This window comes from Rhizobium sp. 05N49, assembly GCF_056396805.1.
The window spans coordinates 265434-289903 of sequence record NZ_JBFTME010000002.1 but is presented as its reverse complement, the minus strand read 5'-3'; the positions used below and the strand labels follow the sequence as shown (position 1 = coordinate 289903).

28 protein-coding genes are annotated in these 24470 nt (G+C 59.7%); 18 read left to right on the top strand and 10 right to left on the bottom strand.

Going from position 1 to position 24470, the window contains the following annotated elements; translation table 11 throughout:
- Positions 1-8 precede the first annotated feature (8 nt).
- A complete protein-coding gene (dut, locus tag AC1DF8_RS05645; RefSeq protein ID WP_113013129.1) occupies positions 9-479 on the top strand; it encodes a dUTP diphosphatase in 471 nt (156 codons plus the stop codon).
- Complete coding sequence (locus AC1DF8_RS05640) at positions 476-1363, top strand: GNAT family N-acetyltransferase (protein ID WP_477995205.1); 888 nt, start codon at positions 476-478, stop codon at positions 1361-1363. The genes dut and AC1DF8_RS05640 overlap by 4 nt, the downstream gene beginning before the upstream one ends.
- Before the next feature lie 2 nt (positions 1364-1365).
- Here AC1DF8_RS05640 and AC1DF8_RS05635 read toward each other — a convergent pair whose 3' ends face one another.
- A complete protein-coding gene (locus tag AC1DF8_RS05635; protein ID WP_376776545.1) occupies positions 1366-1833 on the bottom strand; it encodes an Lrp/AsnC family transcriptional regulator in 468 nt (155 codons plus the stop codon).
- 108 nt (positions 1834-1941) lie between these two features.
- On the opposite strand from AC1DF8_RS05635, the gene AC1DF8_RS05630 reads away from it, so the two are divergent.
- Positions 1942-2844: a DMT family transporter gene (locus AC1DF8_RS05630; protein WP_113146843.1), complete on the top strand. Its 903-nt coding sequence runs from the start codon at positions 1942-1944 to the stop codon at positions 2842-2844.
- Between the two features lie 21 nt (positions 2845-2865).
- On the opposite strand, the gene AC1DF8_RS05625 is transcribed toward AC1DF8_RS05630, so the two are convergent.
- On the bottom strand, positions 2866-3384 hold the full coding sequence (locus AC1DF8_RS05625) for a Dps family protein (protein ID WP_112970044.1): 519 nt from the start codon (positions 3382-3384) through the stop codon (positions 2866-2868).
- A 231-nt stretch (positions 3385-3615) separates the two neighbouring features.
- On the opposite strand from AC1DF8_RS05625, the gene AC1DF8_RS05620 reads away from it, so the two are divergent.
- Positions 3616-4233 carry a LysE family translocator gene (locus tag AC1DF8_RS05620; RefSeq protein ID WP_112970045.1) on the top strand — a complete coding sequence of 206 codons (618 nt, stop codon included), beginning with the start codon at positions 3616-3618 and terminating at the stop codon, positions 4231-4233.
- Between the two features lie 142 nt (positions 4234-4375).
- Entirely contained in the window at positions 4376-5338 is a 963-nt protein-coding gene (cysK, locus tag AC1DF8_RS05615; protein WP_112541876.1) for a cysteine synthase A, read from the top strand.
- Positions 5339-5412: 74 nt separating this feature from the next.
- Here the strand turns inward: cysK and AC1DF8_RS05610 are convergent, their stop codons facing one another.
- The 7 genes from AC1DF8_RS05610 to rsmI form a co-directional block, all read right to left on the bottom strand.
- On the bottom strand, positions 5413-5727 hold the full coding sequence (locus AC1DF8_RS05610) for a DUF982 domain-containing protein (RefSeq protein WP_113146842.1): 315 nt from the start codon (positions 5725-5727) through the stop codon (positions 5413-5415).
- 122 nt (positions 5728-5849) lie between these two features.
- Complete coding sequence (locus AC1DF8_RS05605) at positions 5850-6095, bottom strand: hypothetical protein (protein ID WP_477995204.1); 246 nt, start codon at positions 6093-6095, stop codon at positions 5850-5852.
- 779 nt (positions 6096-6874) lie between these two features.
- Complete coding sequence (locus AC1DF8_RS05600; protein WP_477995203.1) at positions 6875-8407, bottom strand: YifB family Mg chelatase-like AAA ATPase; 1533 nt, start codon at positions 8405-8407, stop codon at positions 6875-6877.
- A gap of 205 nt (positions 8408-8612) precedes the next feature.
- On the bottom strand, positions 8613-9560 hold the full coding sequence (gene gshB / locus AC1DF8_RS05595) for a glutathione synthase (protein WP_477995202.1): 948 nt from the start codon (positions 9558-9560) through the stop codon (positions 8613-8615).
- A 96-nt stretch (positions 9561-9656) separates the two neighbouring features.
- Complete coding sequence (locus tag AC1DF8_RS05590) at positions 9657-10160, bottom strand: cupin domain-containing protein (protein WP_477995201.1); 504 nt, start codon at positions 10158-10160, stop codon at positions 9657-9659.
- A gap of 155 nt (positions 10161-10315) precedes the next feature.
- Positions 10316-10684 (bottom strand): YraN family protein, encoded by a 369-nt coding sequence (locus AC1DF8_RS05585; RefSeq protein WP_112541883.1) that lies wholly within the window; start codon positions 10682-10684, stop codon positions 10316-10318.
- On the bottom strand, positions 10677-11591 hold the full coding sequence (rsmI, locus tag AC1DF8_RS05580) for a 16S rRNA (cytidine(1402)-2'-O)-methyltransferase (protein WP_477995200.1): 915 nt from the start codon (positions 11589-11591) through the stop codon (positions 10677-10679). The genes AC1DF8_RS05585 and rsmI overlap by 8 nt, the downstream gene beginning before the upstream one ends.
- 245 nt (positions 11592-11836) lie before the next feature.
- Between rsmI and dnaN the strand changes: the two genes are divergently transcribed.
- The 7 genes from dnaN to AC1DF8_RS05545 all read left to right on the top strand — a co-directional run bounded on the left by dnaN (position 11837) and on the right by AC1DF8_RS05545 (position 16783).
- A complete protein-coding gene (gene dnaN / locus AC1DF8_RS05575) occupies positions 11837-12955 on the top strand; it encodes a DNA polymerase III subunit beta (RefSeq protein WP_112541886.1) in 1119 nt (372 codons plus the stop codon).
- A 111-nt stretch (positions 12956-13066) separates the two neighbouring features.
- Positions 13067-13660: a phospholipid N-methyltransferase PmtA gene (gene pmtA / locus AC1DF8_RS05570; RefSeq protein ID WP_477995199.1), complete on the top strand. Its 594-nt coding sequence runs from the start codon at positions 13067-13069 to the stop codon at positions 13658-13660.
- Positions 13661-14242: a histidine phosphatase family protein gene (locus AC1DF8_RS05565; protein WP_113211261.1), complete on the top strand. Its 582-nt coding sequence runs from the start codon at positions 13661-13663 to the stop codon at positions 14240-14242.
- Positions 14243-14248: 6 nt separating this feature from the next.
- A complete protein-coding gene (gene pyrF, locus AC1DF8_RS05560; RefSeq protein WP_477995198.1) occupies positions 14249-14956 on the top strand; it encodes an orotidine-5'-phosphate decarboxylase in 708 nt (235 codons plus the stop codon).
- A gap of 14 nt (positions 14957-14970) precedes the next feature.
- On the top strand, positions 14971-15258 hold the full coding sequence (locus tag AC1DF8_RS05555) for a DUF1330 domain-containing protein (protein ID WP_112970056.1): 288 nt from the start codon (positions 14971-14973) through the stop codon (positions 15256-15258).
- 110 nt (positions 15259-15368) lie between these two features.
- A complete protein-coding gene (locus tag AC1DF8_RS05550; RefSeq protein ID WP_112541891.1) occupies positions 15369-16349 on the top strand; it encodes a complex I NDUFA9 subunit family protein in 981 nt (326 codons plus the stop codon).
- A 281-nt stretch (positions 16350-16630) separates the two neighbouring features.
- Complete coding sequence (locus AC1DF8_RS05545; RefSeq protein WP_165911864.1) at positions 16631-16783, top strand: hypothetical protein; 153 nt, start codon at positions 16631-16633, stop codon at positions 16781-16783.
- Between the two features lie 84 nt (positions 16784-16867).
- On the opposite strand, the gene AC1DF8_RS05540 is transcribed toward AC1DF8_RS05545, so the two are convergent.
- Positions 16868-17665 carry an undecaprenyl-diphosphate phosphatase gene (locus AC1DF8_RS05540; protein ID WP_477995197.1) on the bottom strand — a complete coding sequence of 266 codons (798 nt, stop codon included), beginning with the start codon at positions 17663-17665 and terminating at the stop codon, positions 16868-16870.
- Positions 17666-17943: 278 nt separating this feature from the next.
- On the opposite strand from AC1DF8_RS05540, the gene AC1DF8_RS05535 reads away from it, so the two are divergent.
- From AC1DF8_RS05535 to AC1DF8_RS05510, 6 genes are all read left to right on the top strand, one after another.
- Positions 17944-18636 (top strand): glutathione S-transferase family protein, encoded by a 693-nt coding sequence (locus AC1DF8_RS05535; protein WP_112541893.1) that lies wholly within the window; start codon positions 17944-17946, stop codon positions 18634-18636.
- A 12-nt stretch (positions 18637-18648) separates the two neighbouring features.
- Positions 18649-19809 carry a tRNA epoxyqueuosine(34) reductase QueG gene (gene queG / locus AC1DF8_RS05530; RefSeq protein WP_477995196.1) on the top strand — a complete coding sequence of 387 codons (1161 nt, stop codon included), beginning with the start codon at positions 18649-18651 and terminating at the stop codon, positions 19807-19809.
- A complete protein-coding gene (locus AC1DF8_RS05525) occupies positions 19809-20678 on the top strand; it encodes an SDR family oxidoreductase (RefSeq protein WP_477995195.1) in 870 nt (289 codons plus the stop codon). The genes queG and AC1DF8_RS05525 overlap by 1 nt, the downstream gene beginning before the upstream one ends.
- A gap of 409 nt (positions 20679-21087) precedes the next feature.
- Positions 21088-21450, top strand: coding sequence for a septal ring lytic transglycosylase RlpA family protein (locus tag AC1DF8_RS05520; protein WP_029868853.1), 363 nt, complete (start codon positions 21088-21090; stop codon positions 21448-21450).
- A gap of 169 nt (positions 21451-21619) precedes the next feature.
- Entirely contained in the window at positions 21620-22909 is a 1290-nt protein-coding gene (locus tag AC1DF8_RS05515) for an RsmB/NOP family class I SAM-dependent RNA methyltransferase (protein ID WP_029868855.1), read from the top strand.
- 246 nt (positions 22910-23155) lie between these two features.
- A complete protein-coding gene (locus AC1DF8_RS05510; protein ID WP_029868856.1) occupies positions 23156-24433 on the top strand; it encodes an imelysin family protein in 1278 nt (425 codons plus the stop codon).
- Positions 24434-24470: the final 37 nt, after the last annotated feature.

Below are 24470 nucleotides of genomic sequence, written 5' to 3'. Positions count from 1 at the left end.
AATGCCGCATGACCATTCACACAGACACCCGCCCCACCCTCAATCTGATCCGCCTGCCGAACGGCCAGGGCCTGGATCTGCCCGCCTATGAAACGCGTGGGGCAGCCGGCATGGACCTGCGCGCGGCCATTGACGAGGACAAGCCCCTGGTGCTGGCGCCCGGCAAACGCGCGCTCGTCCCGACGGGCTTCGTCTTTGAAATCCCCGAGGGTTTTGAGGGCCAGGTACGCCCGCGTTCCGGCCTCGCCGCCAAGAACGGCGTCACCTGCCTTAACGCGCCCGGCACGGTCGACTGCGATTATCGCGGCGAAGTGAAAGTCATTCTCGTCAACCATGGCGAAGAGGATTTCACCATCACGCGCGGCATGCGCATCGCGCAGATGGTAGTTGCACCCTTCACCCAGACCCACATCGCCGAAGTCTCGGAAACGACGGAAACCGCGCGCGGAGCCGGTGGCTTCGGCTCGACTGGGGTATGAGCGCGGCGCACCTGCTCAATTTCCGACAGGACTATTTCAGCGACCCGGCGGCCTGGGCCGCCCTCGTCTCGCTTCTCGACGATACATTCGGCATCGATATCGATCCGTTGCGCGATCTCGGCGGTCCGGACCCGACAAGCATGCCCTTCGGCTGGTTTACCGATGAGGGCGTGCTTGCGGCCAATCTTTCCGCCTTCGCCATGCCCTTTGTCCTCAATGGCCGGCTCGTCAACGCGGCCGGGCTTCAATCCGGCGCAGTCCGTCCGGCGTGGCGCGGCCGAGGCCTCTATCACGATGTGACGCAGAAGGCACTTGCCTGGTGCGAGGCGCAAGGATTCGAGGCAGTGATCCTCTATACGGACAAACCTGCACTCTACGAGAAATATGGTTTCCGTTCGCTGCCGCTTCACAAATATGTCGGACAGGCGCCCATCGCCATGGATTATAGCGGATCACGGCCGCTTCAGCCTCGCTATACCGAGGATCTTGCCCTGCTCCAGGGTCTGCTTGCGACCCGCAAACCGGTATCCGAAACGCTTGCCGTCGCCAGCAGCCCGGCCATGTTTCTGATCAACACGCTTCTCGATCCCGACGTCCGGCTGAGTTATCTCGAAGAGTACAAGGCAGCCGTCGCGTGGAAAATGCCGGCGGATGGCCATTTCGCTCTTCTCGATGTGGTCGCGGCAGAAATCCCCTCATTTGCCGCCATCCTTGCCGGCCTCGGCATTCTGGCGACGACCGTCGAAACGCACTTCCGCCCGGACAGGCTTCAATGGTCCGGCAAGGCAGTGCCTTACGAAAGCGGAACGCGGCTGATGGTGCGCGGGCTGAAAGAGATAAGTCTCGACCATCCCGCCATGCTCTCTCCACTGGCGGATTTCTAAGGCTATTTTTTCCGTATCAGGGGCGGCAGGCGACGCTTGACCGGCGAGGATTTGATCATCGACGTATTGGTCTCCGCCCGCTCGGCGACCTTGTCGAGAATGCTGTCCAGTTCTCCCATAGAGCGGACCACGAGCCGGGCGATAAAACAATCGTCTCCGGTCACCTTGTCGCACTCGATGAATTCGGGCGTGTCCTGGATAATACGCTCGACGATGTGAAGCTGGCCGGGCAGCGGACGCACCCGGACGATCGCCTGAAGCGGGTAGCCTATCGCCGCCGGATCGAGATCGATGGTGAAAAGCGTCACCACGCCGCGATCCTCAAGACGTCGCAGACGTTCCGCCGCACTCGGCGAAGAAAGCCCGACAGCCTGGGCGAGCTCTTTTAGGGAAATTCGCGAATTTCCGGCCAGTGCCTCTATCATTGCACGGTCAATATCGTCGACTGCCTGCATCTCGTTAGCCAACATGGCAAAACTCCTAACAAGATTAGGTTCATCCAGCCTTTCCCCTCTTTCAACTTATAGAAAATGCTGCGATGCCGCAATACAATTTCCCGCTAACGAACGGAGATGGCGATGCAGGATGAAATCAGAAGGGGTACAGCGGAGATGACGGGGGCGATGCTGATCTCGGGAACGATCGGCTGGTTCGTCGTCATGTCGGGTCAGCCGGTTAGCGGCGTGGTCTTCTGGCGCTGCTTCTTCGGGGCGCTGACACTGCTCGTGATCTGCACCGCGCTTGGCCTGCTGAGGCCTGGTATCATCAGCCTGCGGTCGCTCGCTATTGCCGTCTTCGGCGGCGTCGCGATCGTCTCCAACTGGCTACTGCTGTTCGCCTCCTATTCGCACGCGTCAATCTCGATTGCGACGACGGTCTACAATACTCAGCCTTTCATGCTGCTTGCGCTCGGCGCACTCTTTCTGGGTGAGAAGATCACAGGCACCAAGCTGTTCTGGCTCGGACTTTCCTTTGCCGGCATGGCGGCAATTGTCGAGGCTAAGCCGCAGGCCGATGCCGCCTCCGGCAGTTACGGTGTCGGCATTCTGCTGGCGCTCGGCGCTGCCTTCTTCTATGCGCTGGCCGCACTTGCCGCCAAATGGCTGCGAGGCACACCACCACATCTAATCGCGCTGATCCAGGTTTCGACCGGCATCGTCATGCTGGCACCCATGACCGATTTCACCAACCTGCCGGCCGATACCGGATCATGGGTGATCCTGATCACCGTCGGCGTTATCCACACCGGTCTCATGTATGTGCTGCTCTATGGTGCGATTCAGAAGCTGCCGACACATCTGACCGGCGCTCTCTCTTTCATCTATCCGGTCGCCGCGATCCTGGTCGACCGTTTGGCCTTCGGCCATGCATTGCAGCCGATGCAGATTGCCGGCGCGGTCGTCATTCTGCTTGCTGCGGCCGGCATGAACCTCGGCTGGTCGCCGGGCAGGCTTATCCGCCTGCCGGCGACCAGAAGCTGAGCTGTAACTTCAGCTTGTCTATTACTTCGCCTGACGCGTCGTTTCGAACAGGAACCAGGTGCGGCGTTCGCTCTGGTCGATCCAGTTCTCGATGAGGCTTGCGGTCGCCACGTCATTGTGCTCGTCGCAGACCTCATGCACTTCGCGCAGGATGGAGACGAGGTGAAGGTTGTCTTCGCGCAGTTCGGAGAGCATGTCCTCGGGGGTAACATAGTCTGCGTCATTGTCCGGGATTCGCTGCTGGCGGGCGATCTGGCCGATCGAGCGCAGCGTCGTGCCGCCGATCTTGCGAGCGCGTTCGGCAACCTCGTCCGTCATGTCAAAGATCTGTTCCGCCTGCTCGTCGAGCAGCAGATGGTAATCGCGAAAATGCGGGCCGGACATATGCCAGTGAAAATTCTTGGTCTTCACATAGAGCGCGAAGACATCAGCGAGCAAGGCGGTCAGCGCGGCCGAAATATCCGTGATCGCATTGGTCGGAAGGTCGGAGGGGGTCTTGAGCGGCGAACGTCTGCGGGCTTCGGCTGAGGTAGGCGACATGCATTCTCTCCTTGGTGATGAAAACCTTCTGCGCCGACGACTGGGGAAAGCCTCGGCGGGCCGTGTCTGCGGCCGCTTGCAAGGGGAAAATAGCAAGGCGGATTTGGTTTCCAAGTAGATCATGGTTCAGCCGACCTATTCTTTATGGTTATGGACAGATCAGCGCCCGGCGATTGATGGAGCATGCCTCATGCGCCTATAGAAAGACGACGCAATCTCCTGGATCCAAAGATGAGCCTTACCGCCCTGATCGCCTATGCCGGCGCCTTGTTCATCGCCGCCGCCATTCCCGGCCCGGGGATCACGGCAATCGTGGCGCGCGCCCTTGGTTCGAACTTCCGCGAAACCTTCTTCATGGGTCTCGGTCTCGTGCTCGGCGATATGAGCTACCTGACCGCCGTTATCCTTGGCCTTGCCTTCGTGGCGCAGACCTTCACCGAGATTTTCCTCGTCATCAAGATCGCTGGCGCGCTCTATCTTGGCTATATCGCATGGAAGCTCTGGACCGCCGGCCTGCTGCCGCAGGATATTGCCGCGAAAAAATCCAGCAGCGCCGGCATGTCGTTCCTGTCCGGTTTATTGGTGACACTCGGCAATCCGAAGACCATGCTCTTCTATGTCGCGCTGGTGCCGACCCTCATCGATCTCAACAGTATCGGAACGCGCGACTATCTCATGCTGCTTGCCGTCACCTTCGTCGTACTGATGATCGTGCTCATTCCCTACATGCTTCTCGCATCGCGCGCCCGCACGATGCTGAAGCAACCGCGCGCCTTGCAAGCCCTGAACCGCGTCGCAGCCAGCATCCTGGCGGGCACGGCGGCCTTCATCGCAACGCGTGCCGCCTGAAATAAACATTCGGCAACGAACGGTTTTCAAAGGATTTTTTCTCTGGCTTGCACGGCCGACGGGTGAAGCCACTCTGGTCTCACCGCCACTTTGACCCTATTCTCTCCGCAGATTTCAATATGGATTTCAAAGGGAGAGCACCATGTCGCACAAACCGGGCCGCGGCCGCATCTATTCCTCCATTACCGATACAATCGGCGACACGCCGCTCGTTCGCCTCGACAAGATCGCCAAGGAGAAGGGCGTCGTGGCGAACATTCTGGCAAAGCTCGAGTTCTTCAATCCGATCGCCTCGGTGAAGGATCGTATTGGCGTCGCCATGATCGAGAGCCTGGAAACGCAGGGCAAGATCTCGCCCGGCAAGACCGTGCTGATCGAGCCGACTTCGGGCAATACCGGTATCGCGCTCGCTTTTGCTGCCGCTGCCAAGGGTTACCGGCTGATCCTGACCATGCCGGAAACCATGTCCGTCGAGCGCCGAAAGATGCTGGCGCTGCTCGGCGCGGAGCTGGTGCTGACCGAGGGGGCGAAGGGAATGAAGGGGGCGATCGCCAAGGCCGAGGAGCTCGCCGCCTCGCTGCCCGACGCTGTTATTCCGCAACAATTCGAAAATCCCGCCAACCCGGAAATCCACCGCAAGACGACGGCGGAGGAAATCTGGAACGACACCGACGGCAACGTCGATATCTTCGTGGCCGGTATTGGCACCGGTGGCACGATCACTGGCGTTGGCCAGGTGCTGAAGAGCCGCAAGCCGGATATTCGGGTCGTGGCCGTCGAGCCGACCGATTCACCGATCCTTTCAGGCGGCACGCCTGGCCCGCACAAGATCCAGGGCATCGGCGCCGGTTTCGCGCCCAAAATCCTCGACACCAGCATCTATGACGAGGTGGTTACCGTCAGCAATGACGACGCTTTCCAGCAGGCTCGGCTCGTCGCCAGGCTCGAAGGCGTGCCGGTCGGCATCTCCTCGGGTGCGGCATTGACGGCGGCGATCGAAGTGGGTCGTCGTCCGGAAAATGCCGGAAAGAACATTGTCGTGATCATTCCATCCTTCGCTGAGCGCTATCTTTCGACGGCGTTGTTCGAAGGTCTCGGAAGCTGATTGGATTTCGGCACTTCGTGTCACCGTTCGTGGGGCGCTTCGGCGCCCCTTTTATCATGCTGCCGGTGTCAGCCTTACATTACCGACGCGATGTGCGGTCGCGGATACATCCTCACGACACCCAGTCGATGATCAGTGGTGATCGCCGCAATGCCAGCTTCATATGCTGCACGGACGATCGCCTGGTGCAGCTTTTCGGGTTCGGTCTTTCCGGTAATGACGTCCAAACAGGTTTTCACCGCCACCAGGAATTCCTCTCCCTCCTCGGTCGGCCATTCCCTCAGCAATACTTCGGCCGCCTCGCGAGCTGTACGGACGACCCTGCGCTCTCTCCTTTCTGCAAAAACGAGAACTATCGGCTCGAATCTTTTTGACGTGTCCCACTTCATTGCGTCTGAACTCCACAGGAGAGGCTATGATGGTATCTGACAATTCTACGTTCAATTCATAGGGCAAGAACGGCGCGTGGTTTCCGGGCGTGGTCCGGATCGAGAATGACCAAACATGATCATCAAACATCTGCCATGCCAATGAGGGAAACGGCGTCCCCCGTTCGTTGCAAAGGGGTTTGCATTTCCGTTGACCAGCCCCTCGCACCTGTATTCAGACAATTATCCAGCTTAGATTGCCAGTTGCGGGCCGCCGCCTCAAGCAATTGCCTGAGGTCTTCCAGTTTCACGCCATCGGCATGCATCAGCACGGCAATAAGAGGATCGCGAAGGCATTCGGATATTGTCAGATCAGTGCTCTCAATCAAGGCCAGCCCCTTTCATTGACAACCGCCTGTATTCCGCCGGTTCCTCGGTTGTCCGTCCTTGCGGCTATCACCGCCCGCAGGCCTTCGAACTCTTCGCAAGAACCAGGGCAAAGCTGTTTCAGCGCGGACACCTGCTCCTCGGCCTTGGCTGCATTATCCGGCCCCGACACAGAACTCGCCGCGATATTCGTCTGCTCGGATGCCCTCATATATCGTCGCCGCGACCTCGATATATCTTTGTAGAAACCAGCCGTTGGTTCCCCGATTATCCCAGCAAGTGACGAGATAACGAATTCAGGCTTCGGCGACAGGCTAAGCGCGGCCACAGCAGCCGATCCCGGGACGGCGCGAAGTGACATGGCATACCTCCCCTCGTTGATGGCGTTTCGAGTGGCGAAAGCGGCAAGTCATCCACGCTCTCGCTGACGAACTAGATCGCCCGTGAAGCAGAGTTATTCCCAACCCGGTCAGGATTTTCGACAAGCGTATGGAAACGCTTGCTTATTTCATACATCGCAACCCGGCCGCTCTTTAGGCAGGAAGAACCTGCGCGCCTATTCTTTCAGGCGATGCCAACTGCCTCGGCACTCCGTTTAACCTCGTCAACATCCTGAATTGCGTCGTTCGCTGCTACGGTTTTGGCCTGCCACATCTCTCCTGTTCCCATCACATCGTGCGGATATGTCCACCGTAAAACAGGTCGCACCGGCAATGGCGAGATAGAGCCCTGGCCCTGCCTTGATCCACAGCAGGATCTTGTCTCTCACCCAGCGGTCATTTTATGCAGCGGCAGTCAGCCTTTCGCCCGCGACGCGATAGGAGATCGCCTCTGCGAGATGGATACGTCCAACAGTATCCTTGCCGTCGAGATCTGCGAGCGTGCGGGCGACCTTCAGGACGCGATGATAACCCCGCGCCGAGAACTTCATCTTGTCCGCGGCATCGCGCAACAGCTGCAATCCGGCCGCATCCGGCTCAGCAAATTTCTCGATCATCGAAGTAGAGCAGCCGGCATTGGTCGAAATACCTCTGGCGCCTGCAGAAGCATACCGTTCGCGCTGGATGTCACGGGCGCGGGCCACGCGCCGGGCAACATCGGCGCTCGCTTCGGCTGCCGTCGGCCGGATAAGATCGGCGGCGGAGACCGCCGGCACGTCGATGCGGATATCGATACGGTCCATCAGCGGGCCGGAAATACGGGCCTGATAATCCGTCATGCAGCGCGGCCCGCGGGCGCAGGTATGGCCGGGTTCACCTGCCATGCCGCAGCGGCACGGATTCATGGCCGCGACGAGCTGGATCCGCGCGGGATAGGAGACCCGATGATTGGCCCGCGCGATGACGCATTCGCCGCTTTCCAGCGGCTGACGCAGGGCATCAAGCACCTGTGGTGCAAATTCCGGGAATTCATCGAGGAAAAGCACGCCGTGATGGGCAAGCGAGGCTTCGCCCGGCCGGGCGCGCAGGCCGCCGCCAATGAGGGCCGCCATCGTCGCCGAATGATGCGGCGTGCGAAATGGCCGCCGGTCGGAGAGCTTGCCACCGGAGAGCTGACCGGCGATGGAGTGGATCATCGAGACTTCCAGCAATTCGGCCGCCGAGAGCGGCGGCAGGATGGACGGCAGCCTGGACGCCAGCATCGACTTGCCGGAACCGGGCGGCCCGACCATGATGAGGTTATGGCCGCCGGCAGCCGCCACTTCCAGGGCCAGCTTGGCGCTTTCCTGGCCCTTGATCTCGGCGAGATCGGGCAGATTGGCGGCATTCGGACGAATGGATGGTTCCGGTCGCGACAGGATCTGCGTGCCGCGGAAATGATTGGCGAGTGCTATCAGGCTGCGCGGCGCCAGGATATCGACGTCCGAACCGGCCCAGGCGGCTTCCGCTCCGCTTTCGGCAGGGCAGATCAGCCCTTTGCCCGTCGCGTTGGCGCCGATAGCAGCCGGCAGAGCGCCGGCGATTGCGGCGATCGTACCGTCGAGATTGAGTTCGCCGACGACGACGTAATCGGACAAGGCATCCGCGGGAATTGCGCCGAGTGCAGCCATTAGTCCAAGTGCGATGGGAAGATCGAAATGGCTGCCCTCCTTGGGAAGGTCGGCAGGCGCAAGGTTGACCGTCACGCGCTTGGACGGCAACGCCAGGCCGGAGGCGTGCAGGGCTGCCTGTACCCGCTCGCGGCTTTCCGCGACCGCCTTGTCAGGAAGCCCGACGATCTGGATCCCCATCTTGCCGGGAGCGACCATGACCTGGACCTCGACCGGAACACCTTCAATGCCCTGAAATGCAACCGTACTGACGCGCGCGACCATGCCCCTGCCCCGTGACCCCGATACCCAACCTATGAAGGCGGTCACAATCTGGCATGGAAGCCGGAATAAAACAAGAACGATAAGCGAACGAATTCAGCTATCCGCTGCAATCAAATTGCAGCGGGTTGCAATCTTGGAACGGAGGCGATCAAAGGCGGAACGACAAGAACACTTTTGGTAGTCCGGAAGTATTCCTGGCTTTGCTTTAGCCGCGCTTGCCCTCGATAGCATCCCACAAAAGGCTTGCGATATCGGCGCCGCCGAACTTCTTTACTTCGCGGATGCCAGTTGGCGAGGTCACGTTGATTTCGGTCATGTAATCGCCGATGACATCGATGCCGACGAGCAGGAAGCCGCGTTCGCGCAGGGCCGGGCCGATGCGATCGCAGATTTCCTTTTCGCGCGCCGTCAGTTCGGTTGGCTCAGCACGGCCGCCGACATGCATGTTGGAGCGGCTGTCATGCTCGGCGGGAACACGATTGATGGCGCCGGCAAATTCACCGTCGACGAGGATGATGCGCTTGTCGCCCTTACGCACGTCGGGCAGGTACTGCTGGGCGATGAAGGGCTCGCGGAAGAGCTGGCCGAACATTTCGAGCAGCGAGGACAGGTTGCGGTCATCCTTGGTGGAGTGGAAGACGCCTGCGCCGCCATTGCCGTAGAGCGGCTTCAGGATGATATCGCCCAACTCGTCGCGGAAGCGGCGGATCTCCGCGGGATCCTTGGTAATCAGCGTCTTCGGCATGAGGTCGGAAAATTCCGTGACGAAGATTTTTTCGGGCGAGTTACGCACCCAGGCCGGATCATTGACGACAAGCGTCTTCGGATGGATGCGCTCCAAAAGATGCGTCGAGGTGATGTAGGCCATGTCGAAAGGCGGATCCTGGCGCAGCAGGACGACATCCATGGTCGAGAGGTCGACGCGTTCGGGCGCACCAAGCTCATAATGGTCACCCTTGACGTCGCGCAAGACCATCGGCTCGACGGAGGCATAAAGCTTGCCGTCGCGGAAGCTCAGGCGATCAGGCGTGTAATGAAAGAGCTTGTAGCCACGCGCCTGCGCCTCGATGCTCATGGCGAAGGTGGAATCGCCCGCGATGTTGATGCCGGAGACATGGTCCATCTGGACCGCTACGTTCTTGATCTTGGCCATTTCCGTCCCTTGAGCTGATGCCGCCCAGATGTAGGTCGGTCAGGTATCAAACGCAACGGCAATCAATGGCTTCGGGCGTTTCGGGATGCGCAATTTTCAGGCTGCGATACCGGAGCCACCGCTGTTGCGCAACAGGTTGCGCAGGCGGTAGGCGATGGCAAGCGGCTTCGGGAAGGGCTTGCGCAGGAAGGCGACCTTGCGGACGTAGTTATCGACCCTCCAGTTGGCCCAGGTGCCGCCGGCAAAGAAGGCGACGTCACCGGTCTTCAGCGTGCGTTCCGTTCCGTCTTCGGTGGTGACATGCACCTCGCCTTCGAGGATCATGACCGTTTCGTCCCAGCCGAAACGCCAGCGGAATTCACCCGATGTGCAATCCCAGATCGCCGTCAGCGACGCCTCGTCATGGCCGCGGGAATGTTCTGCCGTGCGTGCCTGCGGGTTTCCGCTGATGATCCAGTCCGGATTGATCGGCGTCGGTTTCAGAACCAAGCCATCGCTTGCGTGCGCGATGAATGTTTTCCCTGATGGTTTCAACGCCGCATAAGGCACGGACCGCGCCGCCATGGCGACGGCGGTCGCAAGCATCATCTTCCAGGCCATGCATAACCCCCAATTTGCTACCCCTAGCTCAGCCGTGGATAACAAAAGAGTCGTAAAGGGCCGTTCAAGCAGGCGCTAAAATTTTAATGAAAGCTTGTTCGCCGCCGACGACTTGCGGATACCGTCACTGCCGCCAGAACAAACTCGGCGAGAGATCAGAAGGCATCCGGGAAATGACGAGGCAGTTTCCCGGGCACTATCGCAACGATATCGTAGCGCTGCGATAGCCGCGCATAATCGCGCTGACGGGCAAGCCAGAGATCGCTTGCAGCCCGGATCCGATTTTGTGATGTGTAGGAGACGGCATCTATCGCACCTGTTTCGTCGGCGCGCGCCTTGACCTCGACGAAGACGGCCAGGTCCCTCTTTCGGGCAATGATGTCGATCTCGCCGAGCTTCGTTTTGTAGCGCATGGCAAGGATGCGATAGCCTTTCAGCATCAGGAAAACGGCGGCAATATATTCCGCGGCCGAACCCCGGCGCAGCGCCTTTCTCCTGCGGAGCGTCGCTTCGCCGTCAGCCATTTGCCGCCTTCATATCGAGAAGCTTCTGGTAGAGCACCTTGCGTGGCAGGCCGGTCAAGCGGGCAGCCTCGGTCGCGGCCTTGGCCGTTGGTAGGGATTTCGCGAGATCGGTGAGAATCGCGTCGACATCGGCTTCGGTGGCGGGCTGCTCTTTCGGCGGGCCGATCACCAGCACGATCTCGCCCTTCACATTGTCATGCTCTTCATAGTGGACCGCAAGATCGGAAAGCGTACCGCGGCGGAACTCCTCGTAGGTCTTCGTCAGTTCGCGGCATACAGACGCCTGGCGCCCACCGCCAAGCACATCGGCTGCGGCAAGCAGCGTCGCACCGATGCGGTGGGGCGATTCAAAAAAGATCAGTGTTGCCGGTGCGTTTGCGAATTCCGCGAGACGGTCTCGGCGAGCCTTGTCCTTAGTCGGCAGGAAGCCCGCAAAGAGAAAGGCGTCGTTTGGCAGGCCTGAACCGACGAGGGCAGCAAGCGGCGCCGAAGCGCCGGGAATGGGGATAACGCGGTAACCTGCCTCGATCGCCTGCTGCGCAAGACGATAACCGGGATCAGATACAAGCGGCGTGCCGGCATCGGAAACAAGCGCCACCGACTTGCCCGCCTCGAGCGCCTGCAGGAGCCTCGGCCCTGCCTCATCGGCATTATGTTCATGATAAGCGAAAGGCCGGTTCTGGATGCCGTAGCGATCAAGCAGGACGCGGGTAACGCGTGTGTCCTCGCAGGCCAGGACGTCGGCACCGGCAAGCGTTTCCAGTGCCCGCAGCGTAATGTCGCCCAGATTGCCGATCGGCGTGGCAACGAGATAGAGGGCCGGTTCGAGCGGGCGTGCCGGCACCGCAATATTATGCAGGCGAAAGCCGCGCCGGGCGCCGGTTTCCGCTCTCACCTCTTCCGTCATGTCACTCGCTTTCGTCCCGCCAGCCTCTTGCCTTTATGGGCGAGCGGTGCTGCTTCGACAAGAGCCGCAATTTCTGTGAGCATTGCGCTGCAAAACGGCATTTGCGAGCCTGTGGACGGCCATGCCTCTTGCAATCGCTGGCAAAGTTCTGCCATTTTGCCCGTCCACTCCCCTCTCCCGAAGGGGAAACAGTGACGCGGCGCTTTTTGCGCCCGGGCAATAAAGGTCGAAAGCGGTAGCATCCCATGCGTATTACTATTGAGCGGTCAAACCTTTTGAAGTCGCTGAACCACGTCCACCGCGTGGTCGAACGCCGCAACACGATCCCGATCCTGTCCAACGTGCTGCTGAAAGCAGATGGTCAGAGCCTCGACATGAAGGCAACCGATCTCGATCTGGAAATTACCGAAGCCACACCTGCCAATGTCGAGCAGGCGGGTGCCACCACCGTTCCGGCCCATCTTCTTTACGACATCGTCCGCAAGCTTCCCGATGGCGCAGAGGTCCTGCTTGCCACCACCCAGGATGGCGGCTCGATGAACGTTCAGTCTGGCCGCTCGAAATTCTCGCTGCAGTGCCTGCCGGAATCCGACTTCCCCGACCTGACCGCCGGCACGTTCACGCATTCCTTCAAGCTGAAGGCAAGCGACCTGAAGATGCTGATCGACCGCACGCAGTTTGCGATCTCGACCGAAGAAACACGCTACTATCTGAACGGCATCTTCTTCCACACGATCGAGAGCGGCGGCGATCTGAAGCTGCGTGCTGTCGCCACCGACGGTCATCGCCTGGCGCGCGCCGATGTCGATGCGCCCTCGGGCTCTGAAGGCATGCCGGGCATCATCATTCCGCGCAAGACGGTCGGCGAACTGCAGAAGCTCGTCGACTCGCCTGATGCGGTCGTCACCGTGGAAGTTTCCGACGCCAAGATCCGCATCACGATCGGCGGAATCGTCATGACCTCGAAGCTCATCGACGGAACATTCCCAGACTACCAGCGCGTTATTCCCACCAATAACGACAAGGAAATGCGCGTCGATTGCACGAGCTTCGCCCAGGCCGTCGATCGCGTTTCGACCATTTCCTCCGAGCGCGGGCGCGCCGTAAAGCTTGCCCTTTCCGACGGCCAGCTTCTGCTCACCGTCAACAATCCGGATTCCGGCAGTGCGACCGAAGAAGTCGCAGTCGGCTATGATACCGACCCGATGGAAATCGGCTTCAACGCCAAATATCTGCTCGATATCACCGCGCAGCTTTCCGGAGACGAGGCTATCTTCCTTCTGGCCGATGCGGGCTCGCCGACACTTGTGCGTGACACCGCAGGTGACGACGCTCTCTATGTGCTGATGCCGATGCGCGTTTAATCTCGCGTCGCTTTTGTCGTCGAAACTTTCCTGATCGCGACATCGCCTCTTGTTTTTGCTTCATCCTCCTGCAATTAAGGGAGGGTTTAACGGCAGGCATGGGAGGACGGCATGGCACTGCGGCTCAAGGAACGGCTCGGCAGGAAGTTTGACGAGGAAATCCGCTTCTTCAAGGGCATGATGCAGGGGCCGAAAACCGTCGGCTCCATCGTTCCGACTTCCTCGATCACCGCCCGCAAGATGGCGAGTGTCGCAAATCCGCATTCGGACTTGCCAGTGCTCGAACTCGGGCCCGGCACGGGCGCCATCACCAAGGCAATCCTCGCGCATGGCATAAAGCCGGAAAAGCTCGTCGCGATCGAATATTCGACGGATTTCTACGAACATCTCGTACGCCTCTATCCAGGCGTGAACTTCATCAACGGCGATGCCTTCGATCTCGACCGGACGCTCGGCGTGTTCAAGGACCAGACGTTCGATTCTGTGATCTCAGGCATACCGCTTCTGAATTTTCCCATGCAGGCGCGCATCGCGCTCCTGGAAAGCCTGCTCGATCGCATGCCGGAGGGCCGGCCGGTAGTGCAGATCTCCTATGGCGCGGTCTCGCCGATCGTTGCCAATGCCGATCGCTACAGCATTCATCATTTTGATTTCATCGTGCGCAATATTCCTCCAGCTCAACTCTGGATCTATCGGCGCGGATAAATGTTTGGACTTTATATTACTCATCCCCAGGTCAAGATCGACCCTGAGATTCCCGTTCCCAAGTGGGGGCTTTCCGACATTGGCGCAGAACGCGCCCGCAAGGCTGCTTCAAGCGACTGGGCGAAACGGCTGACCCGTATCGTCTCCAGCGACGAGACGAAAGCGATCGAGACGGCGGAAATCCTTGCAGCGGCGTCAGGCGTGAAAATCGAGATCGTGCATGGCATGCATGAGAACGACCGCTCCGCCACCGGTTTCCTGCCACCGGACAAGTTCGAAGAGGCGGCCAACTGGTTTTTCGCACACCCGGAAGAGAGCTTCAGGGGCTGGGAACGGGCCACTGATGCGCAGGCCCGCATCGTTTCTGCCGTCGAAACCATCCTATCCTCTCATGACCGGACAGCGCCGATCGCCTTCGTCGGCCATGGCGGCGTTGGAACGCTGCTCAAATGCCAACTGGCCGGAGCCCCCATTGCGCGTGATCGCGACCAGCCGGCCGGCGGCGGCAATCTCTATGCTTTCGGCCTTGCAGATCGGCGCTTATCATGCGACTGGACACCCATTGAAGACTGGCGGGGATGATTTGAGATGGACGCACGCGAGCGGTTGATCGTCGGACTGGATGTTCCAACGATCGGCGAAGCGGAAAGATTGGTTTCCACGCTCGGCGACGACGTTCTCTTCTACAAGATCGGCTACCAGCTCGTTTTTGCCGGCGGGCTGGAACTCGCCCGCGACCTTGCCGCTAGCGGCAAGAAGATCTTCCTCGACATGAAACTGCTCGACATCGACAATACGGTCGCATCCGGCGTCGAAAACATCGCCAAGATGGGCATGTCGATGCTGACGCTGCATGCCTATCCGAAAGCGATGAAGGCCGCAGTCGAGGCGGCAAGGGGCTCCGGTCTCTGCCTGCTCGGCGTGACCGTGCTGACTTCGATGGATGCCGAAGACCTCGTCGAGGCCGGGTATCAATATGATCCGCGGGCGCTGGTCGCGCGCCGCGCCGAACAGGCGCGTGCTGCGGGTATGGGCGGCATCGTCTGCTCCGCCGAAGAATCCGCCGCTGTCAGCGAGATCGTTGGACCTGATATGGCGATCGTTACGCCAGGCATTCGCCCGACGGGCGCCGAAAAGGGCGACCAGAAACGGGTGATGACGCCTAGGGATGCACTGAAGGCCGGGTCCACCCATCTCGTCGTCGCGCGCCCGATCGTCAAGGCGCCGGAGCCTCGGGAAGCTGCTCGTGCAATCCTCAATGAAATGGTCGCCGCGCTCTGGCCGGCGAACCGCTGAAACGGGAGACAGGAATGGCCAAGGGATACTGGATCGCCCGCGTCGATGTACGCGACCTCGAGCGCTACAAGGATTACGTCGCGACCGCAAAGCCGGCCTTCGAGAAATACGGCGCGAATTTCCTCGCCCGCGGCGGTGCAATTACCGAGCTTGAAGGCAAGGCGCGTGCCCGCAACGTGGTCATCGAATTTCCCACGATGCAACATGCCGTCGACTGCTATAATTCGCCCGAATACCAGGCTGCCGCAAAAATCCGCCATGAGGTGGCTGACGCGGAAATGGTCGTGGTCGAAGGCGTCTGAGCCAGTTTTGAACGGGTAAGAACTGCGGCGCGATGGCCCTTTTCGTCGCGTCGGTATTGGGCTAAGACGAAAACAATCACAGCATTCCAAAGCCTTTCGAGGAGCCTGCCATGACCCTTGCCAACCTGCCGCCGCTCGTCACCGTGTTCGGAGGGTCCGGCTTCATCGGCAGACATGTCGTGCGGGCGCTCGCCAAGCGTGGCTACCGCATTCGCGTTGCGGTGCGCCGCCCCGATCTCGCAGGCTTCCTGCAGCCACTCGGTAATGTCGGCCAGATATCTTTCGTCCAGGCCAACCTGCGCTACCGCAATTCGATCGACCGGGCCGTCGAAGGTGCCGACCATGTCATCAACTGCGTCGGCATCCTCCACGAGAGCGGCCGCAACACGTTCGATGCGGTGCAAGAATTCGGCGGTCGCGCCGTTGCCGAAGCTGCCCGCAACGCAGGTGCGACGCTCACCCACCTCTCGGCTATCGGTGCAAATTCCGGCTCCCAGTCCAGTTACGGCCGCACCAAGGGCCGCGCGGAAGCCGCCATCCTGTCGATCAAGCCGGACGCGGTGATCTTCCGCCCGTCTGTCGTCTTCGGTCCCGAAGACAGCTTCTTCAACAAGTTCGCCGACATGGCGCGCATGTTTCCTGTTCTGCCGCTCGTGGGCGGCGGCAAGACGAAATTCCAGCCCGTCTATGTTGAAGATGTTGCCGAGGCTGTTGCCCGCGCTGTCGACGGCAAGGTCGAAACTGGCAAGATCTATGAACTTGGCGGTCCTGAAGTGCTTACCTTCCGCGAATGTCTCGAGACCATGCTCAAGGTCACGGTCCGCAAGAACCCGCTCGTTTCCCTGCCGTTCGGCATCGCATCCATGATCGGCAGCATCGCCTCGCTGGTGCCTTTCATCGCGCCGCCGATCACGCCGGACCAGGTCAAGCTACTGAAGCACGACAACGTCGTTTCAAAGGAAGCCGAAGCTGAAGGCCGCACGCTGAAGGGCCTTGGCATCAAGCCGACGATGGCGACTTCCGTGCTCGACTCCTATTTGGTGCATTACCGCCCGCACGGTCAGTATACCGGCTCCGGCAAGGCTGCCTGATAATCGACAGACGGTCGTTCAAGCGCCGCTCGTGAACATTCACGGGCGGCGCTTTGTTTTTGTGCGATGCAAATCCGGGGCAAGCCTGGCGCGTTATGAGGCGTTTCATAATGTGTGACGTTGCATAAAAGACGCATAGGAAATTTAGTGGAATTAACACCAAATTTAGCAGGAACATTTATTGCTATTTGCCATTCCACTGACTAAACACCCCCGCGCGTCTTCAGACAGACTCAAGCGCCTCGCAGGCGTGCGGCAATCACTGTGAAAGGCTATTTCTAATGGGTAAGTCAATCGCGCTTCTTTTTGCGTGTGCGGCACTGGTCATCCTCGCAGGCTCCTTCATTGCGCCGGGCTCCGTCGCAGCGGTGAAGGGCGGTTGCTCGCCGGCCTATGGCGTCGATCCCTGCTCGACGGCCTCCATCACCCACTAATAAAGAAGCCGGTCCTTTCGAACCGGCTTTTATTTTTGCCTTGATGCGAGCGACCAATGTTCGATCGCTCACTTTTTCAGCATATCAGCTGATCATGCCGGCCATCGCCATGCCGAGCAGGACGACACCCAAAATGATGCGATAGATCGCAAAGACCGTGAAGCGGTTGCTCCTGATATAGGCCAGCAACCATTTGACGGCGACGAAGGCGACGATCGTGGAGACGACGAACGCGATGCCGAGCGCTGTCCAGTCTTCATTGGCCGCGCCGCCATCCTTGAAGGTCTTCAGCAGCGAGAAGGCGCTTGCGGCATACATGGTCGGAATGCCGACGAGGAACGCAAATTCGGTTGCCGCTGCGCGATTGGCCGTACCGGCCAGCATGGCGACGAAGATCGTGGCGCCGGAGCGGGACGTGCCCGGGAAGACACCGGCGACGACCTGGGCGATACCGACCAGAATGGCAACAAGCCAGGTGATGTGGGCGCTCGGCGGGCGGCGGGCGGCAGCCCATTCGGCAAAGATCATCCAGATACCGCCGATGATCAGGGCCGAGGCGACCGGCGTTGCGGTCTCAGGCAGCTCGAAACCCATTTTCTTGACGAGAAGGCCGAGCACTGCGGTGATCAGAAAGGCAACAATCAGTTTAAAGGCATAATCGCGGTTTTGCGGATCGCGCCAGCCGAGCAGCAGATCAAGCAGACGACGCCAGTAGATAATCGTGACGGCGAGGATCGCTCCCGCCTGAATGACGATGTTGAATGTATCGCTGCGGGCACCAAGCCACTGTTCGGCAATGATCAGATGGCCGGTGCTCGAAATCGGCAGGAACTCTGTGATCCCTTCTATAATGCCCAGAATTATAGAGTTTATGTAGTCCATAAAGTGTCTCCGGTTTGGGGTTCGGTCGGACTGGAGTGGCGGTCAGGCTTATATTGCACTGCACAATCATCATTCGCCAGAGCGGGAGGCAAGAAAAGGCGAGCGGGGAGTTGCGATGATTCAGGCAGCCATGTTTTGTCCCTTGTCAGGCAGGTGAGCCCGATTCGCTTGTATTGGCGGGGGCAAGCTCCTATAGCTTCAACTAATGAGTCATGACTAGGGCGGTATAAGTGGCGAGCCCTTGAGCCCATGCACCACAATCAAAAGTCCGAGTATCGATGCCCACGCTTTATCATCATCCCATGTCGTCCGCATCCCGCTTCGTCAGGCTCATTCTGGCGGAATACGGCTATCAGGCGGAGCTGATCGAGGAACAGACCTGGGAGAAGCGCCGCGACTTCCTGGCGCTCAACCCGGCCGGTACGCTGCCCGTTTATGTCGACGACAGCATGCGGGCGCTCTGTGGCGCGACCGTCATTTCAGAATATCTCGACGAGACGCATGGCGTGCTGAAGCGCGACCGTCGGTTGCTCGCCGAAGATCCATTCCAGCGTGCGGAAATCCGCCGGCTGACGGAATGGTTCATGCAGAAGATGGAAAACGACGTCACCAAGCCGCTGGCGCGCGAGCGCGTCTATAAGCTTCAGATGACGGCCGACCAGGGCGGAGGCGCCCCGGATTCCAAGATATTGCGCACGGCGCGCGCGAATATCCGCCAGCACATGCGTTATCTCACCTGGCTTGCAGGCTCGCGCCAGTGGCTTGCCGGCGACCGGATGAGTTACGCCGATCTGGCCGCCGCAGCCTCCATTTCCATCCTCGATTATCTCGGGGAAATCGACTGGTCGGAATCGCCACTCGCCAAAGACTGGTACCAGCGGCTGAAATCGCGCCCCTCCTTCCGGCCGATGCTCACCGAGCGCGTGCGCGGACTGACGCCGGTTTCCCATTATGCCGATCTGGATTTCTGACGAGGGCTTTTGATGCCCGAAGCGAAAACCGACGATACCAGGGAGCAGAAGCGCCGCGACAATTTGACCGCCTTCCTGAAGGCGGAATCGGCGGCTCTTGGCTTCGATCTCTGCCGCATCACCCGTCCCGATTCGATCCCGGAGGCCAAGGAACGGCTTGGACAGTTCATCGATGCCAACAGGCATGGGACGATGGAATGGATGGCGGAAACGCGTGAGCGCCGCGGTGATCCGCGCACGCTCTGGAGCGATGTGCGCTCGGTCGCCGTCTTCGGTCTGAATTATGGGCCTGACGAAGACCCGCGTGGCATCCTTGGCAAGGCGGAAAAGGCGGCAATTTCCGTTTATGCACGAAATCGCGACTATCACGATGTCATCAAGGGCCGGCTGAAAGAGATTGCGACCCGCTTCGCCGCCAGGGCAGGCGCGGATGTAAAAGTCTTCGTCGACACTGCACCCGTCATGGAAAAGCCGCTCGCGGCAGCCGCCGGTCTCGGCTGGCAGGGCAAACACACCAATCTCGTCAGCCGCGAACATGGCTCCTGGCTTTTCCTCGGTTCGATGTTCACGACGGCCGATCTCAATATGGATGCGCCAGAGATCGACCATTGCGGCTCCTGCCGTGCATGCCTCGACGCCTGTCCGACGGCTGCCTTTCCTGCCCCCTACCAGATCGACGCGCGCCGCTGCATCTCGTATCTGACGATCGAACATAAGGGGCCGATCGATCCCGAATTCCGGCCGCTGATCGCCAACCGCATCTATGGCTGCGACGATTGTCTTGCCGCGTGCCCCTGGAACAAGTTCGCAAACGAAGCGTCGGAAATGAAGCTGAAGGCAAGGGAGGATCTGAAGGAGCCTTCGATCGCCTTCCTCTTGTCACTCGACGACCCAAGCTTCCGCACGTTCTTCAGCGGTTCGCCGGTCAAGCGCATCGGGCGTGACCGCTTCATTCGCAATGTACTGATCGCCGCTGGCAATTCCGGCGAGCGGAGCCTGATCGAGCGATGTCGTGCGCTTGCCGCCGATACCTCGCCGGTCGTGCGCGGCATGGCGGTTTGGGCGCTGTCGCGGCTCATGGAGGCTGGCGAATTCAAAGCCTTTGCCGCACAAAAGGAAAATGAGTCGGACGATGACGTCCTCAATGAATGGCGATTGGCAGGGGTGAGCTGATGCATGTGATGATCTTTGGCTGCGGTTATTCCGGCACGGCTATCGCCAAGGCGTTCGGCGACAGCGGCATTCGAGTCTCCGGTACGACCCGTTCGGAAGAGAAAGCCGAAGAGTTGCGCAAGATCGAGATCGAAGCCTTTATCTTCAACGGAGAGGACTTCAGCGACGACCTACGTGCAGCGATGGCCACCGTCACGCATCTCGTTCAGTCGATCGCTCCGCGCGATGCCGACCCGCTGCTTGCATTACTTGGGAAGGACAGCACGGTGCTTCTGCCTGACCTGCAATGGATCGGCTATCTCTCCACGGTCGGCGTCTATGGTGACCACAAGGGTTCCTGGGTGACCGAGGAAACGCCGTGTATACCGGTCTCGGGCCGCTCCAAGGAACGTCTCGACGCCGAGGATGCCTGGCTTGCGCTCGGCCGTTCCCGCGAAACGCCGGCCGCCATATTGCGACTTTCCGGCATCTATGGACCGGGACGCAACGCCTTCGTCAATCTGGACCGCGGCACAGCGCGCCGCATCATCAAGAAGGACCAGGTGTTCAATCGTATCCGCGTGGAGGACATCGGCGCTTCCACACGGTTTCTGTCAGAACATGCGCTCGGCGGGATCTATAATGTCACCGACGACCAACCCGGTCCGCCGCAGGATGTCATAGTCGAGGCCGCCAGCCTGATGGGCGTCACGCCGCCGCCGGAGCAGCCTTTCGAGACCGCCGAGATGACGCCGATGGCGCGTTCCTTCTATGGAGAGAACAAGCGCGTTTCCAATGCCAAGCTGAAGGCTGCAGGCTTCCGGTTTGCCTTCCCGAACTATCCGATGTCGCTCGCCCAGTTGTGGCAAAATGACGGTTGGCGCGGCTGACGAACCCCTCTCATTCGGGTGATAGGGTTATAATCCATAAAGAGTAGGAATTTCCTACTTTCTGATTTTTGCGAACTGAATTTCGCTCCGTATTATGGTTAACGGCCTCTAAATTTGCGCAAATGTGGCGACAAATATGGCACCCTGAGAAAAAATTTTTTGTGATTTCCAACGGCCATCAAATGTTTACCGTTTACGCGAAAAAATCGTTCGGATTTTAACTGATTTCATTAGGCTTTTTCCAAGAATTGCCAAAGCGGTGTCCTGCTACCGCAATGTTATTGGAATCACAAATATTACAGACTGTAATGTTCCGTGATCGTGTTCGGCACTTTTTCGCCACTTTTCCCCGGATTTAAGCCCCGCCGCCTGTGAAGGCGCAAGTTCAATAGTTGAGGGACAATCCGTTTTGAAGAAAATTTGCCGTTCTCTAATCACTACCGCAGCCATTGCAGCGTGCTCTTTCATCCTTCCGGCTGAAGGATTTGCTGCCAACGGATGTGGCGGTGCTTCGTGGTACGCACTTCGCTCCAAAACTGCTTCCGGGGAACGCATGAACCCGGCCGTCTACACTGCCGCACATCGCTCTCTGGCGTTCGGCACAAAGGTGAAGGTCACCAACCGCAACAACGGCCGCAGCGTCGTCGTTCGCATCAATGACCGTGGTCCGTTCATCCGCGGTCGCGTGCTCGATCTGTCGCGCGCTGCCGCACAGAATATCGGCATGGTCTCCTCGGGCACTGCGAAGGTCTGCTACGAAGTCATCAGCTGAGGCCAAGTCCTCCGCACAATCCCTGCGCCGGATGCGGCGCTTGCTCTTGCCGTCAATCGCGGGTACCACGCGGTTGAGACTTGTGAACAATCCGCCCAGCCGAACAGCTTTGCTGGGGGTTCTTTCTTGCGCGGATCGTTCACCAGCCAAGGCAACAGGAGAATTTTGAATGCGTTTGGGCGGCCGCCTCGAAGGGGCGATCTCGGTTCTGGCTGATATCGATGCCCGTAAAAGGCCTGTCGCCGATGCGCTGAAGGACTGGGGCCTCGCTCACCGCTTTGCCGGCTCCGGCGACCGGGCGGCGATCGGCAACATTGTCTACGACGCGCTGCGCATGCGATTGTCCCATGCCTATCTGATGGACGATGACAGTGCCGTTGCCATTGCGCACGCCGTCATGTTCCGCCAGTGGGGTTTTACGCCGGAAACACTGGCTGCGGAACTTGCAGGCGACAAGTTCGCGCCGACGCCGCTTTCCGCAGAAGCGCTCGCAGCCTTTGCCAGCCGTTCTCTTTCCGATGCCTCCCCACATGTGCAGGGCGATATTCCGGAATGGGTACAGCCCTCCTTCGAACAGGCTTTCGGCGGCGAGTGGCTTTCCGAGGCGCAGGCACTTGCCGGGCGCCCGACGCTTGATCTGCGCGCCAATATCCTGAAGGCCACCCGTGAAAAGGCCTTCAAGGCTCTGGAACGCGCCGGCGCGAACGAGGCGAAGATCGCACGCTACGGCATCCGGATTCCCGCCGGCGAAGGCGCCTCACGTCTTCCTAACGTCACGGCCGAGCTTTCGTTCCAGAAGGGCTGGTTCGAGGTTCAGGACGAGGGATCGCAGATCGTCGCCGATCTCGTCCTGCCTGGGGATGGCGAGCAGGTGCTGGATTATTGCGCCGGCGGCGGCGGCAAGACGCTCGCCATGGCGGCCGCCATGCACAATAAGGGTCAGGTTCACGCCTATGACGCCGATCGCAAGCGGCTTGCGCCGATCATCGAGCGTCTGAAGCGCGCCGGCACGCGCAACGTCCAGGTCCATGACGATGCCAAGGGCTTGTCCAACCTGCGCAACCGCTGCGACAAGGTTCTGGTCGATGCCCCCTGCACCGGCACCGGCACATGGCGCCGCCGGCCGGACACGAAATGGCGGCTAACGGCAAAGAACCTCGACGAGCGCACCGCCCAGCAGCAGGACGCCCTGAAGCAGGCAAGCAGCTTCGTGCGCCCTGGTGGCGACCTCATCTACGTCACCTGTTCGGTGCTGCCGCAGGAGAACGAAGAGCAGGTGCGGCGCTTTGCTGCCGAGAATGGCGATTTCAAGATTGAAAGCGCGCTGCCGGCCTGGGACAGCCTGTTCGGCAAGGACAGCGCGCGCCCACGCTCTTCCGATGGCAAGACGATCACGCTGACGCCGGCGTCGACGGATACGGATGGCTTCTTCTTCTGCCGCCTGAGAAGGGACGGCTGAGAAGCGCTCTGCAGCGGAAATCGAAAACCCTGCATGATCCGCGTTGATCACGAGACGCAGAGGTAGCAAGGGCGATCCGTCGTGCAGGTGATCCTAGAATTTGCGGTCAGATAGTCTTCAAACGACCAGCTAAATACAGTCATCCATCCTTAAAACCATTCCAAACTAGAGTGTTTGACACCAGTTTGCTTTTGCGCGAAGAGACGATTGCCGGATTCAGACGGAAATCCGTCACAGGAGAGGATTATGAAGCTCAACCGCACATTCCGCGCAGCCGCGCTGGCGATCGCCCCCGCCGCCCTGCTCGCCCTTCCCGCCTATGCGGCGCCCGATGCTGCTCAAGTCGTGAAACACTATGCCGAAGTCGCCCATGCCAAGTACGAGGACTCGCTGACGACTGCGAAGGCGCTCGACGCGGCCATCGATATATTCCTGAAGACGCCCAACGATACGACGTTGAAGGCTGCCCGGGATGCCTGGATCAAGGCGCGCGTCCCCTATCAGCAGACGGAAGTCTACCGCTTCGGCAACCCTGTTGTCGATGACTGGGAAGGCAAGGTCAACGCATGGCCGCTGGATGAAGGCCTGATCGACTATGTCGATCCTTCTTACGGTACGGAAAGCGACGAGAACTCGCTCTATGTCGCTAATGTCATTGCCAACAAGACGATCAAGATCGATGGCAAGGATGTCGACGCCTCCAAGCTGACGCCGGAATTCCTCTCGGGCACGCTGGCCGAAGCCGGCGGTATCGAGGCCAATGTCGCGACCGGCTATCACGCCATCGAATTCCTGCTCTGGGGCCAGGATCTGCATGGAACGGGACCAGGTGCCGGCGAGCGCCCAGCAACCGACTATGACCTGAAGAATTGCACACATGGCAATTGCGACCGCCGCGCCGAGTATCTGAAGTCCGCCTCCACGCTGCTCGTTTCCGACCTGCAAGAAATGACCGACAACTGGGCGCCCGACGGTGAAGCCACCAAGCATGTCGAAGCTGATCCGAAGGCCGGTCTCGCCGCCATCCTGACAGGCATGGGTTCGCTCTCTTATGGTGAACTGGCCGGCGAGCGTATGAAGCTCGGCCTGCTGCTGCACGATCCGGAAGAAGAGCATGATTGCTTCTCCGACAATACTTACAACTCGCATCTGAACGACGCGATCGGCATCGCCGCCGCCTATACGGGCGAATATACCCGCGTCGACGGCACAAAGATGACCGGCCCTTCGCTGCACGACCTCGTTGCCGCCAAGGACAAGGCACTGGACGCCGAGATGACCGGCAAGCTCAATACGACGCTGGATGCCATGCACGCCATGGCCAAGCGCGGCGAGACAGTCGAGAAATACGACCAGATGATTGGCGAGGGCAACAAGGAAGGCAACGCCGTCGTCCAGGCTGCTATCGACGGTCTCATCGACCAGACGAAGTCGGTCCAGCGTGTTATTGCCGCACTTGACCTCGGCACCGTGGAGCTTGAAGGTTCCGACAGCCTGGATAATCCTAACGCTGTCTTCAAATAAGCAAAAAGGCGGGCCGTTCCGATCGCGGAACGGCCCG

Bases quoted from the DNA above. Each gene is read 5' to 3' on its own strand.
- dut (WP_113013129.1), top strand. From the start codon at position 9: ATGACCATTCACACAGACACCCGCCCCACCCTCAATCTGATCCGCCTG.
- AC1DF8_RS05640 (WP_477995205.1), top strand. From the start codon at position 476: ATGAGCGCGGCGCACCTGCTCAATTTCCGACAGGACTATTTCAGCGAC.
- AC1DF8_RS05635 (WP_376776545.1), bottom strand. From the start codon at position 1,833: ATGTTGGCTAACGAGATGCAGGCAGTCGACGATATTGACCGTGCAATG.
- AC1DF8_RS05630 (WP_113146843.1), top strand. From the start codon at position 1,942: ATGCAGGATGAAATCAGAAGGGGTACAGCGGAGATGACGGGGGCGATG.
- AC1DF8_RS05625 (WP_112970044.1), bottom strand. From the start codon at position 3,384: ATGTCGCCTACCTCAGCCGAAGCCCGCAGACGTTCGCCGCTCAAGACC.
- AC1DF8_RS05620 (WP_112970045.1), top strand. From the start codon at position 3,616: ATGAGCCTTACCGCCCTGATCGCCTATGCCGGCGCCTTGTTCATCGCC.
- cysK (WP_112541876.1), top strand. From the start codon at position 4,376: ATGTCGCACAAACCGGGCCGCGGCCGCATCTATTCCTCCATTACCGAT.
- AC1DF8_RS05610 (WP_113146842.1), bottom strand. From the start codon at position 5,727: ATGAAGTGGGACACGTCAAAAAGATTCGAGCCGATAGTTCTCGTTTTT.
- AC1DF8_RS05600 (WP_477995203.1), bottom strand. From the start codon at position 8,407: ATGGTCGCGCGCGTCAGTACGGTTGCATTTCAGGGCATTGAAGGTGTT.
- gshB (WP_477995202.1), bottom strand. From the start codon at position 9,560: ATGGCCAAGATCAAGAACGTAGCGGTCCAGATGGACCATGTCTCCGGC.
- AC1DF8_RS05590 (WP_477995201.1), bottom strand. From the start codon at position 10,160: ATGGCCTGGAAGATGATGCTTGCGACCGCCGTCGCCATGGCGGCGCGG.
- AC1DF8_RS05585 (WP_112541883.1), bottom strand. From the start codon at position 10,684: ATGGCTGACGGCGAAGCGACGCTCCGCAGGAGAAAGGCGCTGCGCCGG.
- rsmI (WP_477995200.1), bottom strand. From the start codon at position 11,591: ATGACGGAAGAGGTGAGAGCGGAAACCGGCGCCCGGCGCGGCTTTCGC.
- dnaN (WP_112541886.1), top strand. From the start codon at position 11,837: ATGCGTATTACTATTGAGCGGTCAAACCTTTTGAAGTCGCTGAACCAC.
- pmtA (WP_477995199.1), top strand. From the start codon at position 13,067: ATGGCACTGCGGCTCAAGGAACGGCTCGGCAGGAAGTTTGACGAGGAA.
- AC1DF8_RS05565 (WP_113211261.1), top strand. From the start codon at position 13,661: ATGTTTGGACTTTATATTACTCATCCCCAGGTCAAGATCGACCCTGAG.
- pyrF (WP_477995198.1), top strand. From the start codon at position 14,249: ATGGACGCACGCGAGCGGTTGATCGTCGGACTGGATGTTCCAACGATC.
- AC1DF8_RS05555 (WP_112970056.1), top strand. From the start codon at position 14,971: ATGGCCAAGGGATACTGGATCGCCCGCGTCGATGTACGCGACCTCGAG.
- AC1DF8_RS05550 (WP_112541891.1), top strand. From the start codon at position 15,369: ATGACCCTTGCCAACCTGCCGCCGCTCGTCACCGTGTTCGGAGGGTCC.
- AC1DF8_RS05545 (WP_165911864.1), top strand. From the start codon at position 16,631: ATGGGTAAGTCAATCGCGCTTCTTTTTGCGTGTGCGGCACTGGTCATC.
- AC1DF8_RS05540 (WP_477995197.1), bottom strand. From the start codon at position 17,665: ATGGACTACATAAACTCTATAATTCTGGGCATTATAGAAGGGATCACA.
- AC1DF8_RS05535 (WP_112541893.1), top strand. From the start codon at position 17,944: ATGCCCACGCTTTATCATCATCCCATGTCGTCCGCATCCCGCTTCGTC.
- queG (WP_477995196.1), top strand. From the start codon at position 18,649: ATGCCCGAAGCGAAAACCGACGATACCAGGGAGCAGAAGCGCCGCGAC.
- AC1DF8_RS05525 (WP_477995195.1), top strand. From the start codon at position 19,809: ATGCATGTGATGATCTTTGGCTGCGGTTATTCCGGCACGGCTATCGCC.
- AC1DF8_RS05515 (WP_029868855.1), top strand. From the start codon at position 21,620: ATGCGTTTGGGCGGCCGCCTCGAAGGGGCGATCTCGGTTCTGGCTGAT.
- AC1DF8_RS05510 (WP_029868856.1), top strand. From the start codon at position 23,156: ATGAAGCTCAACCGCACATTCCGCGCAGCCGCGCTGGCGATCGCCCCC.